11 protein-coding genes are annotated in these 17111 nt (G+C 76.7%); all 11 read right to left on the bottom strand.

Annotation, left to right across the window (positions count from 1 at the left end):
* Nucleotides 1–77 precede the first annotated feature (77 nt).
* Complete coding sequence (galK, locus tag ACFY7H_RS22950) at nt 78–1223, bottom strand: galactokinase (RefSeq protein ID WP_388940677.1); 1146 nt, start codon at nt 1221–1223, stop codon at nt 78–80.
* Nucleotides 1220–2248 (bottom strand): galactose-1-phosphate uridylyltransferase, encoded by a 1029-nt coding sequence (galT, locus tag ACFY7H_RS22945; protein ID WP_388940674.1) that lies wholly within the window; start codon nt 2246–2248, stop codon nt 1220–1222. The genes galK and galT overlap by 4 nt, the downstream gene beginning before the upstream one ends.
* A 269-nt stretch (nt 2249–2517) precedes the next feature.
* Complete coding sequence (locus ACFY7H_RS22940) at nt 2518–3210, bottom strand: M15 family metallopeptidase (RefSeq protein ID WP_388940673.1); 693 nt, start codon at nt 3208–3210, stop codon at nt 2518–2520.
* A 9-nt stretch (nt 3211–3219) separates the two neighbouring features.
* Nucleotides 3220–5892 carry a SpoIIE family protein phosphatase gene (locus ACFY7H_RS22935; RefSeq protein WP_388940672.1) on the bottom strand — a complete coding sequence of 891 codons (2673 nt, stop codon included), beginning with the start codon at nt 5890–5892 and terminating at the stop codon, nt 3220–3222.
* Between the two features lie 124 nt (nt 5893–6016).
* Complete coding sequence (locus tag ACFY7H_RS22930; protein ID WP_388940670.1) at nt 6017–7831, bottom strand: VanW family protein; 1815 nt, start codon at nt 7829–7831, stop codon at nt 6017–6019.
* A gap of 231 nt (nt 7832–8062) precedes the next feature.
* The gene (locus ACFY7H_RS22925; protein WP_388940669.1) at nt 8063–8473 is read right to left on the bottom strand and encodes a hypothetical protein; all 411 of its coding nucleotides are present in this window, start codon (nt 8471–8473) and stop codon (nt 8063–8065) included.
* 76 nt (nt 8474–8549) lie between these two features.
* Entirely contained in the window at nt 8550–10082 is a 1533-nt protein-coding gene (locus tag ACFY7H_RS22920) for a nitroreductase family protein (RefSeq protein ID WP_388940667.1), read from the bottom strand.
* Nucleotides 10083–10092: 10 nt separating this feature from the next.
* Nucleotides 10093–12018 (bottom strand): TOMM precursor leader peptide-binding protein, encoded by a 1926-nt coding sequence (locus tag ACFY7H_RS22915; RefSeq protein ID WP_388940666.1) that lies wholly within the window; start codon nt 12016–12018, stop codon nt 10093–10095.
* The gene (locus tag ACFY7H_RS22910; protein WP_388940664.1) at nt 12015–13823 is read right to left on the bottom strand and encodes a hypothetical protein; all 1809 of its coding nucleotides are present in this window, start codon (nt 13821–13823) and stop codon (nt 12015–12017) included. Before ACFY7H_RS22910 ends, ACFY7H_RS22915 begins: the two co-directional genes overlap by 4 nt.
* Nucleotides 13820–16477 (bottom strand): hypothetical protein, encoded by a 2658-nt coding sequence (locus ACFY7H_RS22905; protein WP_388940662.1) that lies wholly within the window; start codon nt 16475–16477, stop codon nt 13820–13822. Before ACFY7H_RS22905 ends, ACFY7H_RS22910 begins: the two co-directional genes overlap by 4 nt.
* 104 nt (nt 16478–16581) lie before the next feature.
* A complete protein-coding gene (locus tag ACFY7H_RS22900; protein WP_388940661.1) occupies nt 16582–16779 on the bottom strand; it encodes a thiazolylpeptide-type bacteriocin in 198 nt (65 codons plus the stop codon).
* Nucleotides 16780–17111: the final 332 nt, after the last annotated feature.

The following is a 17111-nucleotide window of genomic DNA, read 5'->3' as shown; positions in this document are numbered from 1 at the left end:
GCCCGCCCGGCCGTCCCGGCAGAGCGTGGATACTCATCCCCACCCGAGTAGGAACGCCGCCTTCCACTCCGGCCGGGTCAGGCGATCCTGCGGGCTCCCGCCGAGGGCACGGCCTCCAGCACCGCCGGGGGAGCGAACCCGGCCGCCGCGAAGGCATCCGTCACGGCCCCGCCCACGGACGCGGCCCGCTCCGCCGGAACCAGGGCGATCACCGAGCCCCCGAATCCGCCGCCGGTCATCCGGGCCCCCAGCGCACCCGCGGCGACGGCGGCCTCCACCGCGAGGTCCGTCTCCGGGCAGGACACCCGGTAGTCGTCCCGGAGGGAGGCGTGCCCGGCGGTCAGCAGCGGGCCCAGGGCCTCCGGCTCGCCCGCCGCCAGACGCTCGACGGCCCGGCCGACCCGCCCGTTCTCCGTGACCACGTGCCGCACCAGCGGGACGAGTTCTCCGGGCAGGTCCGCCAGGGCCCCCGGCAGCTCCGTCTCGTCGAGGTCCCGCAGGGCGGGCAGGCCCAGCATCCGCGCCGCCCGCTCGCACCCCGCCCGCAGGGCGGCGTACGCCCCGTCGGCGAGGTCGTGCTTGACCCGGGTGTCCAGCACCAGCAGCGTCAGGCCGTGCCCGGTGAGGTCGAAGGGGACCTGCCGGACGTCCAGACCGCGGCTGTCCAGGTACAGGGCCCCGCCCTCGGCACAGCACAGCGAGGCCATCTGGTCCATGACCCCGCACGGCACACCGGCGAAGGCGTTCTCCGCGTGCTGCGCCACCCGCGCCAGCTCCGGCCGGGACAGCCCCAGCCCGTACAGCTCGTCGTACGCGACGGCCACCGCGCACTCCAGGGCCGCCGAGGAGGACAGCCCCGCACCGGTGGGCACCGAGCTGTCCAGGTGCAGGTCGGCGCCGCCGACGGCCAGACCCCGCTCGCGCAGCGCCCAGACCACCCCGGCGGGATAGCGGGCCCAGCCGCCGCCCCCGCCCGGGGCGAGCTCCGCCACCGCGAACTCGGTGACCCGCCCGTCGCCCTGGGCGCTGTGCACCCGCAGCAGACCGTCGTCGCGGCGGCCGGCGGCGAGCACCGTGGTCTGCGGCAGGGCCATGGGGAGGGCGAAACCGTCGTTGTAATCGGTGTGCTCACCGATCAGGTTCACCCTGCCCGGGGCGGCCCAGACCCCTTCCGGGGCGCGGCCGTGGATCCGCTCGAAGTCCCGTCGCACCCGCGTGTTCACCGGACCTCCCGCAGTCGCCGGGCCGCGGTCTCGGGAGCCACGTCGTTCATGAAGGCGTCCATGCCGGATTCGGTGCCGGCCAGGAACTTCAGCTTGTCCGCGGTCCGTCGGACCGTGAACAGCTCGAGGTGCAGGGCGAGTTCCTCACCGCCCACGAGCGGGGCCTGGTGCCAGGCGGAGATGTACGGAGTGGGCTCCGCCAGCCCGAAGAGCCGGTCGAAGCGCCGCAGCAGGTCCAGGTACAGCCCGGGGAACTCGGCCCGCTCCGCCTCGTCGAGGCCGGTCAGGGCGGCCACCCTGCGGTGCGGGTACAGGTGGACCTCGTAGGGCCAGCGGGCGGCGTACGGGACGAAGGCGGTCCAGTGCTCCCCGGCGAGGACCACGCGCTCGGTGGCCGCGCGGGCCTCGCCGAGCAGGTCCTCGAAGAGGTTGCGCCCGGTGGCCGCCCGGTGGGCGGCGGCCGCGGCGAGGTGCTTGGCGGTGCGCGGGGTGGGGGCGGAGAAGGCGTAGATCTGGCCGTGCGGGTGGGGGAGGGTGACGCCGATCTCGGCGCCCCGGTTCTCGAAGCAGTAGACCTGCCGCACGCCGGGGCGGGCCGACAGTTCGGCGGTGCGGTCGGTCCAGGCGTCCAGCACCAGCCGGGCCCGCTCGGGGGTGAGGGCGGCGAAACCGGAGTCGTGCTCCGGGGTGAAGCAGACCACCTCGCAGCGGCCGGCCGGGCCGGAGAGCGAGGGGAAACGGTTCTCGAAGACGGCCACCTCGTAGTCGACGGCCGGGATTTCGCTCGGCCGGCCGTCCCGCGACGGACAGAGGGGGCAGGCGTCGGCGGGCGGGTGATAAGTACGGGACTGCCGGTGGGCGGCGATGGTGACCCAGTCGCCGGTGGCCGGATCCCGGCGCAGCTCGGGCGTGCTCTCCACGGGGTCGAGCGGCCGCAGGTCCTTGGCACCGCGGTCCCGGCCGGGGGCGCTGTCGTAGTAGATGAGCTCGCGGCCGTCCGCGAGTTCGGTGACGGTCCTGTGCACGTGCAGGTCCTCGCCTCTGTGATCGTGGAGTTCTCGGGCGGCGGCAGGCGTGTGCGGCCCTCCCCGGACGGGGCCGACCGGCCTCGATGATACGGCCGTCCGGGAGTGGATCATCCGTGCGATACCCGCCTGGCGACGTGTGCCCGCGGTGGTCCGACGCGCGCCGCGGCACGCCGGTGACCGTACGCCGTCGCTCCCCGACGCCCCGATCGTGGGCCGGCGCTGCGCCCTGCCCCCCCGGGCTCGCCGCGCCGCCTCGGCGGCAGGGCCTATCCGCCGTCGGACGAGAAGTGCTGGTAGTCCGGGCTGGACCACCACTCGCCGCCCCAGTGCCAGCCGACCCGGCGGAACGCCCTGGCCACCGCCCCGTCCGAGGAGATCATCCCGGGGCGGACCGGGTCCCGGCGCAGGTAGGCCCGGCCCGCCGGGGGGTGCACCACGCCCTGCCGGTCCACGTACGGGTTCTCGACCGGGTTGACGTCGACCGCGAGACCCCACGAGTGCCGCGAAAGCCTCCCGGAGTCCCCGGTCACCGGCCGGCAGTTGAACGCCGAGGTGTTGTCATCGGCCATCGCCGCGCGGTCGTCGCCGCCGTACTCGGCCGTCACCCGCATCCTCCGGATCGGGAAGCGGGCGTCCAGGGCCCGGCCGAACACGTACAGCAGGGGCCGCACCGCGTCCCGGTGGACGACCAGCTCGCCCCGGTGGACCTTCCCGTCGAAGCCCCAGTGGTTCATCCGGACCAGCCGTAGCCGGTCCGCCGTCACCGGGCACCCGGCCCGCATGCTCGCCCCCAGCTTCCCCGCGGGCACCTCCGTGACCTGCGCCGCGAGCACCGGCGCGGCGGCCCGTACCGGCGCCCCGGAGCGCTCGCGGGCGGCGGGCGCGCAACCGGGCGTCGCGCTCGCGTACAGCACGGCGACCGCGGTCAGGCAGGCGGACACGGAGCGCTTGGGGCGCACCCCTCCACGCTACGGTCCGAGATCCCCGAAGGCCTCCAGCGGTACGCCGTCCGGGTGGCCCGTCAGCCCCTGCTCCGACCAGATGACCTTCCCCTCGGCCGTGTACCGGGTGCCCCAGTGCTCGCTGAGCTGCGCCACCAGGAACAGCCCGCGCCCGCCCTCGTCCGTGGTGGCCGCGTACCGCAGGTGCGGGGCGGTGCTGCTGCCGTCCCACACCTCGCAGGTCAGGGCGTGGTCGTGGATCAGCCGGACCCGGACCGGCGGGCTTCCGTGCCGCAGCGCGTTGGTGATCAGCTCGCTGAGGATGAGCTCGGTGGTGAAGGCGAGCTCCTCCATCCCCCACTCCGCGAGCTTCGCGGACGCCAGGTTCCGTACGACACCGACCCCGCTCGCCCGCGGCGGTACGTCCCACTGCGCGACCCGGTCGGGGCCCAGGGTCCGGGTCCTGGCGATGAGCAGGGCCACGTCGTCGGTGGGCCGGGACGGCAGCATGGCGTCGAGGACGGCGAGACAGCTCTCCTGCGGGTCCCGGTCCGGGTGGCTGAGCGCCGCGCGCAGCAGTTCCAGCCCCTCTTCGATGTCCCGGGTCCGCTGCTCCACCAGGCCGTCCGTGTACAGCACGAGCTGGCTGCCCTCCGCCAGGCGCAGCTCGCTCGTCTCGAACGGCATGCCGCCCAGCCCGAGCGGGGGACCGGCCGGCACGTCGACGATCTCCGTGGCGCCGTCCGGGGCGACCACCATCGGTGGCAGGTGCCCGGCCCGGGACAGGGTGCAGTACCGGGAGACCGGGTCGTAGACGGCGTACAGGCAGGTCGCGCCGAGCACGCCGGCGGCGCCGTCGGTGTCGTCCTCGTCGATGCGCTGCACGAGGTCGTCCAGGCGGGCGAGGAGTTCGTCGGGCGGCAGGTCGAGGGAGGTGAAGTTGTGCACCGCCGTGCGCAGCCGGCCCATCGTGGCCGCGGCGTGCAGCCCGTGCCCGACCACGTCCCCGACGACCAGGGCGACCCGGCCGCCCGGCAGCGGGATCACGTCGAACCAGTCACCGCCGACCCCGGACTGCGCGGGCAGGTAGCAGTGCGCCGCGTCCACGGCGCTCTGGTCCGGCAGGCCGCGGGGCAGCAGGCTGCGCTGGAGGGTGACGGCCAGCGTGTGCTCGCGCGTGTAGCGGCGGGCGTTGTCCATGGCGACCGCGGCGCGGGCGACCAGCTCCTCGGCCAGCGACACGTCGTCCTCGTCGAAGGGTTCGGGCTTCTCGGCCCGCCAGAAGTTGACCACGCCGAGGACCACGCCCCTGGCCTTGAGCGGCGCCGCGATCAGCGAGTGGATGCCGTACTCGACGATGGCGGAGGCCCGCCGGGGGTCCTGCACGTGCCACCCCGGCGCGTCGGCCAGGTCCGGCACCAGCTCCGTCTTCCCGGTGTCGTAGCCGCGCGCCTGCGGGGTGGTGGGCTTGAACTCGATCAGCCGGCCGAGCGGGTACAGCGGGTGGTCGGCGCGGATCCCGCTGACCGCGGTGCGCAGCATGTCGGAGCCGGGGCCGGGCTCCTCGCCGTCGAGCACCGGGTCGGCCAGGTCGACGGTGACGAAGTCCGCGAAGCGGGGCACGGCGACGTCGGCGAGCTCCTGGGCGGTGCGCTCCACGTCGAGGGTGGTACCGATGTCACCGGTGGCGTCGTACAGCAGCTTGAGGCGCTTGCGGGCGGCCTCCGCGCGGCCGGAGAGGACCTGCATGTCGGTGGAGTCGCGGATGGTGACGGCGGCGCCCTCGGGCCGGCCGTGCGGGTGGGTGGGCCGCTGGTTGACGACGAGCAGCCGGTCCCCGGTCTCCAGCACCTCGTCGGTGGCCACCCGGCCCGACAGCAGCAGGTCGGCCATCCGGCTGTCCAGGCCCGGTACCTCGCCGATGTGCCGGCCCTCGGCCCCTTCGGGCAGCCCGAGCAGCCGCTTGGCCTCGTCGTTCGCCAGGACCAGCCGCCCGTCGCCGTCCGTGATCAGGACCCCCTCGCGGACGGAGTGGAGCACCGCGTCGTGGTGCTCGTACATCCGGGTCATCTCCTGGGGGCCGAGCCCGTGCGTCTGGCGGCGCAGGCGGCGGCTGGTCAGCGCCGTGCCGGCGGTGGCCAGGGCCAGGCCGGTGGCCATGACCAGGAGGATGACGGGCAGCTGGCGGTCGAAGGCGCCGCTGACGTTCTCCACGGTCAGGCCCGCCGACACCAGCGCGACGACCCTGCCGTCCGGCGCGGTGACCGGCACCACCGCCTGGATCTCCTTGCCGAGCGGCCCCCGCACGCTCTCGGTGTGGACCCGGCCGGCGAGCGAGGGCTCGATGGTGCCCACGAAGCGCTTGCCGATGCGGTCCGGCTTCGGATGGCTGTAGCGGATTCCCCCGGTGTCCATGACGACGATGAAGTCGACCCCGGCGGCCTTGCGCGTGGCCTCCGCGAGGGGTTGCAGGATGGCGGACGGATCGGCCGTGCGCAGCGCTTCCCGCAGGTCGGGGGAGTGCGCGAAGGTCTGGGCGACGGCGATCGACCGGTTGCGGGCCTCACGGTCGACGTCGTGGCGGGACTGCAGGAGCAGCGCCAGGAGGGCACCGGCGGCGAGCAACACCACGATCGCCACCTGGAGGACGAACACCTGTCCGGCGACGCTCTTGAATCCCTTGCTCAGGGGTGACCGCACCGCATTGCCCGGTACGGCTGGCGAGGAAGGGTCACGTCCCCAGTTGTAGCACCTCCGGCGCCCCACGGCCCCGACGTGCGCGCCGCGCGCGCCGCCGGTCACGGCGGGTGAGGGCCCGTTCCCCCTACCGGCCCTGTGCCGGGGCCGCGGCCGGAGCGTCGCCCGCCGGTGCGGCGGCGGCCGGGGCTCCGCCCGGGACCGTGCCGGGGGCGGCCTCCGGCTCGCACGTCACCTCGTCGCGCGGAGTGTAGTGCGTCGTGCGCTCCTCGCGCCTGACCTCCCGGCCGTCCTTGACGAAGATCCGGCCGACGGTGACGTCGAAGCCCTCCAGGGGCGTCTGGACCTCGCAGGCCGGTCCCGTGCCCCGGTGCTTGGCGGGCGGCTTGACGTTGGTGCGCGGGCCCTTGGTGGCGCGTACCTCGTCGTACTTCTTCGTGCCGAGGAGGCTGATCGTCAGCGAGGTGTCGGTCGAGGACGCCTTGACGTAGACCGCGTGGCCCGAGTCGTTGAGCCAGCGCAGGTCGAGGCTGCCCCAGGCGACGGTGGCCTCCCGGCCCTCCGGGTACCGCTCGATGTAGAACGAGTGCGCCCCGTACTCGACCGGCTTGAGGCCGGCGAAGAACATGGCGTTGAACATCGTGGTGGCGACCGCCGAGACACCGCCGCCGGGCGACTTCACGTACCGGCCGTCGTTGATCATGATTCCGTCGACGAAGCCGTTCTCCGCGGTGCGCTCACCGACCGTGCGGTTGAAGCTCCACTCCTTGCCGGGCATGACCAGGGAACCGTTGATCAGCTCCACGGCCCGGCCGATGTTCTTGGTCCGGTACGGGGCGGCCGGGAACTCGACGGTGAAGGAGGACATCTCCTCCTTGATCCCGAGGGCGCGCACCTCGGCGTCGGTGAGCTCCGGTTCGACGGCCGTGGTGGCCACCTCCGCGCTGCGGTCCGCGCCCGAGCGGGTCAGCGCGGGCATCACGGCACGGCCGATGGCCTCCGCGGTGACCTGCCGCCCGTCGCGGCTGCGCTCCGTGACCTGTACGCGGCCGTCCGCGTCCACGCCGAGCGCGGCGTCGCGCGGCGCTCCGGCCGCGTCCGTGACGGGGCCGGCCACCGCGGGCTCGCTGAGCAGGCCCTCGGAGTCCAGGGCCGGGACCAGGCGCCCGCCGCCGTCGGCGGTCATCTTCAGGTGCTCGCCCAGGACCACGGGGCTGACGGGTATGCGGGCACCCGCCACGGTGAGGGTGACAGGCCCGGAGACGGCCGGTTCGGCGAACTCGCGCAGGGCGCGTCCGGTCTCGTCCGCGCCGACCCGGGGCTCGGTACGGGTGACCGGGAGGGCGACGGGGGTGCCGGCCGGGCGCGGCCGCAGGTAGGCCTCCCGCAGCGTGTCGAGGGCCCGGTCCCGGACCAGGGAGACGCCGGTCCGAGCGGTGACGACCTCCGGCCGGCCGTCGTCGAAGGTGATGGATCCGTCGCGGACCGGCTGCGCGGTACTGGCGGCGAGCCGGTCGATCCCGGCGCGGGCGGCCCGCTCGTCGGTACGGATCACGGGCTCGACGTCCGGGTCGCCGGAGGCGAAGAGCCGGCCGATGACCCCGACCGGCCCGTATCCGGTGTGCGAGGCGCGGTCGGCGGTCGCGGCGGCGTCGAGGGAGAGTCCGACGGACGCCGGTACGACCTGCTCGACGCGGTCCCCGATCCCCGCCGGGATCGGGGCGCCGGCCCGCGGCCCGAGCTCCCGCAGGAGCGTGCTCCGCGCCGCCGCGCTGCTCATGCCGCCGATGTCGACGCCCCGCACGCGGGTGCCGTCGGCTATGTCGTCGCCGACGGCGAGTCCGGCGGCGTACAGGCCGCCGAACCCGAGCACGAAGGCGCCTCCCGCCACCGGCAGCGCGATCCGCCAGTTCTTCCCCGTCCAGCTGCCCGCAGGTCGCACGGCTCTCCCTTGTGGCGCCGACCCGGTCGCCGGGCGGCCTCGTGGGCCGGGGCGGGGGGCGCGTAGACGACAGTTCCGGTCAACCATGATGAACCCGGAAGCGCGCCATTCAGGTGAGAAGGTAACCGTTCTCACAAATCCGGCAAAGGCCCCACGGCGCGGTGGTGAGGCCGCGCGCGCCCTGCCGGGCCCCTGTGCACGGGGCGGTCCGCCGCCCCGGGGCGCACCCGCTCAGCCGGCCTCACCGGCCGCCTCGGTGAACAGCCCCCCGGGCGCCCCGTCGAGGACGAACCCGCTGTCGAAGCGGACGCGGAGCCGCACCCCGGGCCGCTGCTCCCGGAAGGCGGCCCACTCCGGTTCCAGTGCGGCGATCCGCTCCTCCAGCTGCCGCTTGCTCTCCGGGGGCATGGCGTGCCCGAAGGACTCGAAGAGCGAGGTGAGGCGCTGGTACTCGCGCACCTCGTGGCTCTCGCGCCGCTCCTCGTCGTCCACCCGCTCGACCATCCCCTCGGTGCCCGCCGCCAAGGCCAGGAACCCGGGCACGGGCGCGGGGGAACCGGCGGAGCCGTCCGCGGCGGCCAGCGCGTCGGCCAGCCTGATGTCCGCCGCGAGCCTCACCCGCCGGCCTTCCTTCAACGTCATGGATCGTTCGTCCCTCGGGTCGTGCGGGTCGGTGCGGGCCCGGCCGGGCCGGCCCGGGCCGGTGCGGGCGGTGCCATTATGTGGCCCGGCCCACGGGCAGCACGTACTGGAGGGGGCGGTCCAGGTCGTCCAGGCCGAACAGTTCGTGCGCCAGGTCGTCCTGGAACCCGCCCAGCGGCATCGCGCCGAGCCCCAGCGCCGACGCCGTCAGCAGCAGGGACTGGGCCAGGTGACCGGTCTCCAGCAGGCCCAGCCGCAGCGCCCGCAGGCCGTAGCGCCGCCGCATCCGGCCCAGGTCCACGTACAGGCCCAGCACCACCGGTGCCTCGTCCACGACCAGCGCCATCGGATCCTCCGGCGGCGCGTCCAGGTACGCGGACAGCGCCTTGAACTCGCCGAGCGCGGGCGCCCCACCGACCCGCAGCAGCGCGCGCCGGCCGGGCAGGCTCTGGTACGTCCCCGGCTCCAGCCCCTCCACCCCGAACACGATCAGCCGGATCCCCACCGCGTAGAGACCGCCCGGACTCGGGTAGGGGCGGTGCGCGAAGGGCGCGTCGGAGCCGGTCGTGTGACTGGTGGCGTGGGCGCCCCACAGCAGCGTGCCCAGCGTCCGCGCGCTCAGCGGACCGCTGAGCCCCTTGCGCACGCTGGTCCGCCCGGTGACGGCGGCCCACAGCGAGACCTCGGGCACCGGCCCGCCGGGCAGCGCCACCTCTTCCCCGCGCGGCACCGTCTCGGCCGGAGCCGGGCGAAGCGCCCCCTGGGCGTCCCAGCCCGCCCGGACCTTGCTCCGCTCCAGGTACCGCCAGTCCGGCGCCAGGTGCCCCTCGGGGAAGTACGCGGCCGCCTCGCCGGTGTCCAGCAGGGCGTGCGCGGCCAGCCGGTACACCGCCCGCTCCTCGTCCGGGGCCACCCCGAGCCGGTTCAGCAGCAGGTGCAGCCCGCCGTCCCGCTCCCCGGCCCCCTCCGCCGCCCGTACACCCCGGGCCCAGGCCGCGGCCGGCCCCGTCGCGGTGCCCCGCGCCAGCGCCTCCCGCAAGGCCGCCGCCCGGCCGGCGAGTCCGGCGCGCTGAGCCGCGTACACGGCGTTCACCTGGGCGTGCACCAGCCGGGCGGGCAGCCGGCCCGCCTCCGCCGACCCGGGCCGTACGGCCACCGCGAGCCCGCGCAGCCAGCGCGCCGCCGCGAAGCGGTCCATCCCCAGGGCCCAGGCCGTGGCGTGCGCCAGGTCCCCGGCGACGGCCAGGCGCCGGCTCCCGCGCGGGGTCCCGGCGACGCAGTCCACCGCGATCCGGGTGGACAGCGCCGCGAGCCCCTCGGCCGCGGGCGTCGGCCCGGCCGCCCCACGGACCTCCGCCGCCTCCGTCAACGCATCCACCAGGGCGGGGAGTCCGGCTTCGCCCCCCGCCCGGACGCCGTGCACCCGTACCCGCAGGTGCGGTTCGCCCTCCGCCTGGCGTACGAAGTCCCACCCCGCGGCCCCGCCCCGGGCGACGAGCCCGTCAAGCAGCGGCGCGAGGTCCTCCACGAGGAAGGCGTCGGCGCCCCCGGGCCCCTCCCGGGGGAAGCAGCGCAGGGCGGGCCAGGGGCCTTCGGGGGCGGTGGTCACGTACGGCTCCTCACGGGAACGGGTGCGGATGCAGCGGCAGTTCGTCATGGCGCAGCGGCCCCGCGGCCCGGCCCAGCCGGTGCGGGACCTCCAGCAGCCGGGGCAGCCCCCGGGTGCGCCGGTTGACGTGCCCGAAGGTCATCGGCAGGGCGCCCGGCACCACCGCCTTGGCCGTGTGGAGGCCGAGGCGCTCGCGCACCCCCGCCTCGTCCTGCCCGACCACGATCACCTCCAGCCCCGCCCCCGCCAGCCGCCGCACCGTGGCGTCCAGCAGCCCGGCCGGCTCCGCGACCGGCTCGGGCGCGCCCGGCCAGGCCTCCCGCCAGGGCGTCGGGCGGTCATCGCCCTCGTAGAGGAAGTCCAGCCTCGGCCGGGCCTCGGGCAGCCCGTACAGCGCGGTGTGGTCGGACAGGGTGACCACCAGCTCCGGCCGCTCCAGCATCGGACGCAGCCGGCGCGGATCACAGCTGCCGGGCTCCGCCCGCAGCCGCTGGGCGGCGTTGAAGACGTTCGTCACCGCCTCCACCACGGCGGAGCGGATCGCGGCACGCGGGTCGTGGTGCGCACCGGCCGCCAGGAACACCTGCGGCGCCGCCGACCGCGGATCGGTGTGCCGGGCGACCGCGACGACCGCCGGGACCCCGAAGTCGTTGGTCGCGTCCAGCAGCGCGAGCTCGTAGCCCGCCAGCTCCGCCCGGTCGGCGAGGTGCAGCACCTCGAGGTCGTCGTCCGGCGGCGCGATCCGGCGCAGCGGGGTCCTCGCGTACCAGGCCATCAGGAACGCGTCGCGTTCCGCGACCTCGAACAGCCCGTACAGCGCGGCCTCTTCGGGGCTGTTGCCCAGACCGCAGCCGCTGGAGCACTCGTAGACGACGCGCGGCCGGCCCGGACCGGGGTCCCAGTACGCGACGTGCTCGGGCACGGCGACCGTGCGCCCACGGGTCAGGGACCAGCCGTGCACCCAGTCCAGTTCCAGGTCGGGGGTGTAGGGGACGGTCGGTGACGCCGGATGCCCGTGATGGGCGGGATCGGGCAGTCCCAGCCGCTCCGGGTCCAGCGCCCGCTGGGGCCCCAGCGCGGCGTAGGAGGCCCGCAGGACGGTCCGCTTCCCGTGGGGGCGCATCCCGGTGAGCCGCTCGACGCCCTCGAAGAGCGCCACCCGCTCGCTGCTGCCGTAGTCGCCGGACCGGCCGTAGCCGCCGTCGGGCAGGTCCCGTCCGAGGGTGACGTAGGCGCTCGTCAGGCTGTGCGCGGAGTCCTCGGTGGCCACCACCCGGTGGACCGGCCCGAACCGTTCGTCGTACAGCTCCGCGCGCAGATCCTCCCTGCCCGTACGGTCGTTGGCGCCGCGCAGCACCGCCGGATCCGGCAGCCTCGCCCCGCTCCAGCGGGGCCGGGCCGTCGCGGGGTCGTCGTCGGGCAGGGGCAGGCACACCGGGCAGCCGCCGGCCGGCCGGAAGCCGTGGCTCGACCAGTCGGCCCGGCCGCCGTGCACGACCCGCACCGACGCCGCGGCACCCGGCCCCGGGACGGGTTCGGCCAGCAGGCCGGCGGCCAGTGCCGCCACGGCGTCCGCCAGGGCGGGGGAGGGGCGGCCGCCGAGCCGCAGGCCGGGACTGTGCCACGGGACGCGGCCGCCGATGGTGGCGAGCCGGCGGTACTCCGTACAGGAGAGGCAGCCCACGGCGCCGGGCCGCAGCACCGGGCCGACCACCGTCAGTGCGCCGTCACCGCGCACCGGGACCAGTGCGACCGGATGGCGGAGCGCGTGCCGCGACAGCTCGGAGGCGGTCTCCAGGGACCAGTCGTCCAGGACGACCACGGCCCGGCCGGCCGTGGCCTCCAGCGCGCCCCGCGCGTCGAGGACGGTCAGCCCGAGCGCGGCGAGGGCCGCCCCGAGCGGAGTGCCGGTGACGGGTGGTGCCGACGGGTTCACCGCGATCCCCCTTCCGGGTCGGTGCCGGGCTCGTCGTGGCCCGCCAGTACGGCGAACCCGCATCCGCGCAGCGCCGTGACGACGGCCCGCGCCCCGGGCCCGGCGGGCTCCCAAGGACGGGCCCGCAGGCCGGTCAGCGCACGCAGGCCGGCGTGCAGGCCGGCTTCCCGTGCGGCGGTCCCGGCCCACCAGCCCGCGGTCCAGCTCTCGTCCTCCCAGGGCGCCGGATCCGCCCCGGCCGCCGCGAGCGGACACAACTCCCCGCCGGGCGAGGTGGTGTGACGCGGGGCCGGGTCGAGTGCCGAGGCCTGTACGCGGACCAGCGCGGCCAGCGCCGCGAAGGCGGCCGCGTCCCCGGCGGTGGCCTCCACCGCCCGCCCGAGCAGCCGCCCCGGCGGACCGCTCGCGCGTACCTCGGCCCGGTAGGCCGTACCGTGCGCGTCCAGCGGGGTCACGCTCAGCCGCGCCCGCACCCCCAGCCGGCGGGTCAGGACGCGCCACCAGTGGCGGGCCTGCGGATGCCCGCTCCCGTACGGGTCCCAGGGCGCGGCTCCAGCCCCCGGCGCGGGCAGCCGCAGCGCGGCACGCCGCAGCGCCCGCCCCAGCGCGTGCCCGGGCCCCGCCCCGACCACCACCCCCCGGCCGCCGCACCGCAGTTCGGCGGCACGGCACACAGCGTCGAGGCGGGCCAGGTCGGCCCGCGCGGCCCCGGCCGTCAGCCGCCCGCCGCCCGGCGCCGCGCAGCCGGCCAGCGCCACCGGAAGCTGCGGCAGGGTGCCGGTGAGGGGAGGCGCCACCACCCCGAGCCGCTCGTCGCCCAGCGCGGCCACCCCGGCCAGCGCCTCGGCGAGCGTGCCGGGCGGCGGCGCGGCCGGCTCCGCGGCACCCTGCGGCCAGGGGTGGTACGCCGACCGCAGGGGGCGCTCACCGGCGACCAGCACCGAGGGGAGCCGCGGTGGCCCCGACCGCGGGCCGTCGGCGTCCCCGGAGCCCGGATCGGGAAGTCCCGCCACCGCGCACAGCAGCCGCTGCACGGCAGCTCCCGCCACCAGCGCGGTCAGCTCAGGGCCCGGCGGCGCCGCCGGCCCGGGTTCCCCGCCCAGCCCGAGCCGTTCGGCCAGCGCGGCCGTGTCCGCCCCGGCCCGCTCCGGGGCGCCGGCCGGGGTGACGAACGCCCCGCCGGGGCCGACGGCCGCGCCCACCGCCCACTCGATGCCGTCGGCGCGGGTGGCGCGGACCAGCACCCGCCCGGCACCGCCGGTGCGGGACCCGGCCCGCGCCGCCGTGATCCCGGCGCGCGCCAGGGCCCGTACGACCGCGGAGGCCAGGGGCGCGTCCGGATCGCCGGCCCGTACCTCCACCCGGGACCCGGCGAGGGCGGCCGCTGCCCGGGCGGGGTGGTCGGCGACCGTGAGCAGCCACTCGCCCGCGGGGGCGCCCTCGGCCGGAGCCGCGTCCTCGACCAGCATGCCGTGCGCGTGGAGCTGCCCGATCAGCGTGCACAGCGCGGCACGCAGCGGCGTACCGGCCCCGGCGCGGTCGGCGAGCTCCGCCGCCCCGCCCTGCCGCAACGCCTCCTCCACCATCCGCCACAGCGCCGGCAGCGCGGGGCTGCCCTCCAGGGTGACGCTGCTGCTCCAGCCCCGCAGGTGCAGGCCCTCGGTGAGGGTGCTCGCGGTGACCCCGGGCCGCAGCCGCCAGTGCCGCAGGGCGTGCAGGGCGTCCGGGCCGTCCAGGGCGTCCGGCGCCCGTGACCCGGCGGCCCCGTCCTGAGCGGCGGACACCGCGGGCGGCGCGGCGGTCATGAGGGGCTCCCCGCACGGTAGGTCTCCACCACGGCCTCGACGGCGCGCGCGGGGACGTCCCGCCCGCCGGGCGCGGGCAGCGCCTCCTCCAGCACCAGCCCGTCGGGATGGCGGGCGAGCCACTTGTCGAGGCAGCGCAGGTGCAGGGCGTTTCCGAGGTCGACGAACTGCGGCTTGGGCAGCGCCTGCCGGCGGGAGGACTCCTCCGCCGTCGCCGCGGCCTCCGCGGCCGTCACGAGCGGCGGGTGCAGGAACAGCTGGTCGGGAACGCCCAGCAGGGCCCGCCAGCGGGCGACGGCGGTGAAGGGCACCTCGCCGTCGGCCGCGCCGTCGGCCAGCGCGGTCCGCAGGGCCCTGACCGTGCCGGGTGCGAGCTTCCAGCGGCGGCGGCGCAGCACGACGTGCCGGTGGCGCAGCCGGGGGGTGCGCACCAGGGGCCCGCCGGGCACGTCGGTGACGATCCGGGGGACCAGCGAGGCGAAGGAGACGACGCCCTCCGGATGGTCGTGGACCAGGGGGGCGTCGCGCGTCGGGAGCAGACCGCTCACCAGCAGGCCCGGGTAGAAGACGTCCAGCGGCTCGCCGGTGTCCCGTACGCGCAGGCGCACCTGGTCGGTGGTCTCGTCGTGGACCAGTTCCACGTCGGAGTCGCGCAGGGGCGTCCGGTTCCCGGTACCTGCCGCCCCCTCCGGCGGGTACTCCTGCGAGACGATCTCCTCCGGCATGAACCGGGGCTGCAGGTTGGCGTTGAAGCCCTGGACGGGGCGGAACTGCACCGGCCGCGCGCCGGGTCCCGCTCCGCGGGCGACCTCCCGCGCGACCGCCTCGACGGCCTCCGGGCCGAGCAGGCCGAAGAAGCGGCTTCCGGTCCGTCCCCAGCCGCCGTAGACGTGGTTCAGGACCAGCAGCCCGCGCCGGGCGTCCCGCTGGAGGAAGTGGGCGTACGACAGCGGGCGCGCCGCCGCCCAGCCGGGCAGCCGCGCCGCGTACGCCCCGACCAGCTCCGCGGGCAGCACCACATCGGAGTCCGGATCCTCCCGCAGGGCGGCCCGCTCCCGCACCGCCGCCTCGAAGGAGGCCCGCAGGCGTACGAGTTCTGCGGCGCGGGTCGGCAGGGAGCCGAGGCCGTCGTCCGGGGTGAGGAGCGCGTCCCGGACGGTGTCCTCCCAGGCCGCGACCGTCGAGGGCCCGAAGTCCCAGACCGGGTGGCAGACACCGCCGCGGCCGTAGCGCGCCACGAAGCGGTCGCGCAGGGCCCGGCGCACCAGGTGCCCGAGGTCGTACAGCTCGGCCAGGGCGGCGACCTCGCGCAGCGCCTCGTGGTCCTCGCCGGTGAGCAGGCCGCCGGTGTCCAGCGGGCGCCGGGCCACGACGTCCTCCGCCAGCACCGGCGGCACCGGGTCCCCCGTGGGCAGCGCCCGCCCCGCCGAGGCGAGCAGCGCCGTCCAGCGCTCGCGCAGGAGTCCGAGCAGCGCGGTGCGCTCGCGGGGGCCGGCCACTGCGAACTTCCGCGTCAGGTCGCCGGCTTCGTCGACACGGGCCGCGAGCGCCTGCTCGCCGCCGTCGCGCAGCCAGGTGGCGATCCGCCCCAGCGGGTCGTCCTCCTGCGGTCCGACGGGCGGTACGGGCACCAGCAGCCCGGCGTCCACGAGCTGCTCCAGGTACGCCAGGGCGGCCGCCCGGTCCTGCGGCGCGGCCAGCGCCGCCGCCAGACGCGCGGGCGTCGCGGGAGTGCGGCACAGCTCGGCCAGCCGCTCCAGCGGCGCGCTCGCCGCGACCTCGACCTCGTCCTGCCCGGGGACGACGAACCGGCCGACGGCGGAAAGGCCGCGGCTACGGGCGAAGGTGGCGCGCCCTCCGGCCGTACGGGCCGCACTCGCCATCCGGTGCGGGAGGCGGGCCCGCCGCGCGGGGTCGGCGAGGAGCGCCTCGCACAGCGCCGCCACCAGGCTCCGGCCGGTGCGCACCGGGTTGCCGACCGGGTCCAGCGGGTCGCCCTCCCCCCAGTCGGAGCCGGCCGGCTCCGGGGAGCCGGGCCCGGCCGGCAGCGGACCCCAGCCGACCGCGGTGTACCAGGACACCGGGCTGCTGCGGGTGGCGGCGCGTACGGCGTGCCGCAGCACCCCAGGCTCCTCCTTGCGGGCGCGGCGCCCGGTCGTCCCGGCTGCGGCCCGCTCCACGGCGGCCAGCAGGTCGGCGCTGGTCGCCGAAGCGGCGAGGGCGAGGGCCGGTTCGCGGCACTGGGCGGCGAGGGCGTGCCGCTCCGCCGCCATGGCGGCGGCCGCCGGGCCGAGCAGCCGGGCCCGCAGCGGGGCGAGCCGGCCGCGCAGCTCCAGCCACTCCCGCAGCGGCGGCACCCGGCCGGGCAGGTCGCCGAGCGCGTCGAGGAGGGCGGGCCGGGGTTCGCGCCCGTTGTGCAGGGCCCGGCGCAGCGGCAGCACCACGTCCCGGTGGAAGCGGTCGGGATGGCCGCCCCGGCTCGCGTACAAGGCGTCGGTCAGCCGGGGCACGAGCCGGGCCAGCGCGCCCTCCAGCCGCGTCAGTTCCCCGAGCGCGGTGCGGAAGGCGGCCGCGTCCGGCGATTGCGCGGGGTGAGCGAGGGTGGTCGCGCGCACCATCGCGTACGAGGAGATGCGCACGGCGGAGGCAGTCATGGCGTCCCGGGGTCCTTCCGGCTCGGCCTGATCGGGGGCGGGAAGCGGATCGCCCGCTCCGGGCCCGGGTACGGGCGCCGGAACGGGCGTCGGCCGGATCACTGTCAGATGACGCCGGGAACGGTCTGTGGCTGCTGCGTGATGCACTGACAGGCGGTGGCGGTCGGGATGCCACAGGTGGAGGTGGACGATCCCGCGGCGAAGGCCGAAACCCCCGCGGTGTCGCGCATCGCGGTGACGGTGATGCCACCGAGGTCCAGGTCGTGGGCCTCGAACGACGTGGCCGCGTCGAAATCTGCCATGAGAACTCCCAAGGGTGTGGGACGACGTGTGATGGCTGGATCCGTGTTGCGGACGAACGAGCGCAACGGTAGCTCCCGGGGTGATCCGGGCGCAGCGGACGCTTTTCGACAATGCGCAATAACTCCATGTGAAACGGCGGAGGTTGGCCGAAAGGCAGTGCGACGGGCGGCGGGGCGGACGCCGTCGGCCGGAGGGTCCCGCCGTCACCGCCGCTTTCCGGCCGCGCCGGCCGCGAACGGCCTCCGTGAACACCCCGGCGGGCCCCCGGGGTGCGGGGGAGGGATGCCCGGGTGCGGGTCCGCCGGAACCGCCGCGCACGCGTACGCGCGCA

It is taken from the genome of Streptomyces sp. NPDC012794, assembly GCF_042901085.1.
Taxonomy (GTDB): Bacteria; Actinomycetota; Actinomycetes; order Streptomycetales; family Streptomycetaceae; genus Streptomyces.
This window is presented reverse-complemented; position numbering and strand designations above follow the sequence as displayed.

Excerpts from the sequence above, each read along its gene's own strand:
- ACFY7H_RS22925 (WP_388940669.1), bottom strand. The coding sequence starts at position 8,473 with ATGACGTTGAAGGAAGGCCGGCGGGTGAGGCTCGCGGCGGACATCAGG.
- ACFY7H_RS22910 (WP_388940664.1), bottom strand. The coding sequence starts at position 13,823 with ATGACCGCCGCGCCGCCCGCGGTGTCCGCCGCTCAGGACGGGGCCGCC.
- ACFY7H_RS22905 (WP_388940662.1), bottom strand. The coding sequence starts at position 16,477 with ATGACTGCCTCCGCCGTGCGCATCTCCTCGTACGCGATGGTGCGCGCG.
- ACFY7H_RS22900 (WP_388940661.1), bottom strand. The coding sequence starts at position 16,779 with ATGGCAGATTTCGACGCGGCCACGTCGTTCGAGGCCCACGACCTGGAC.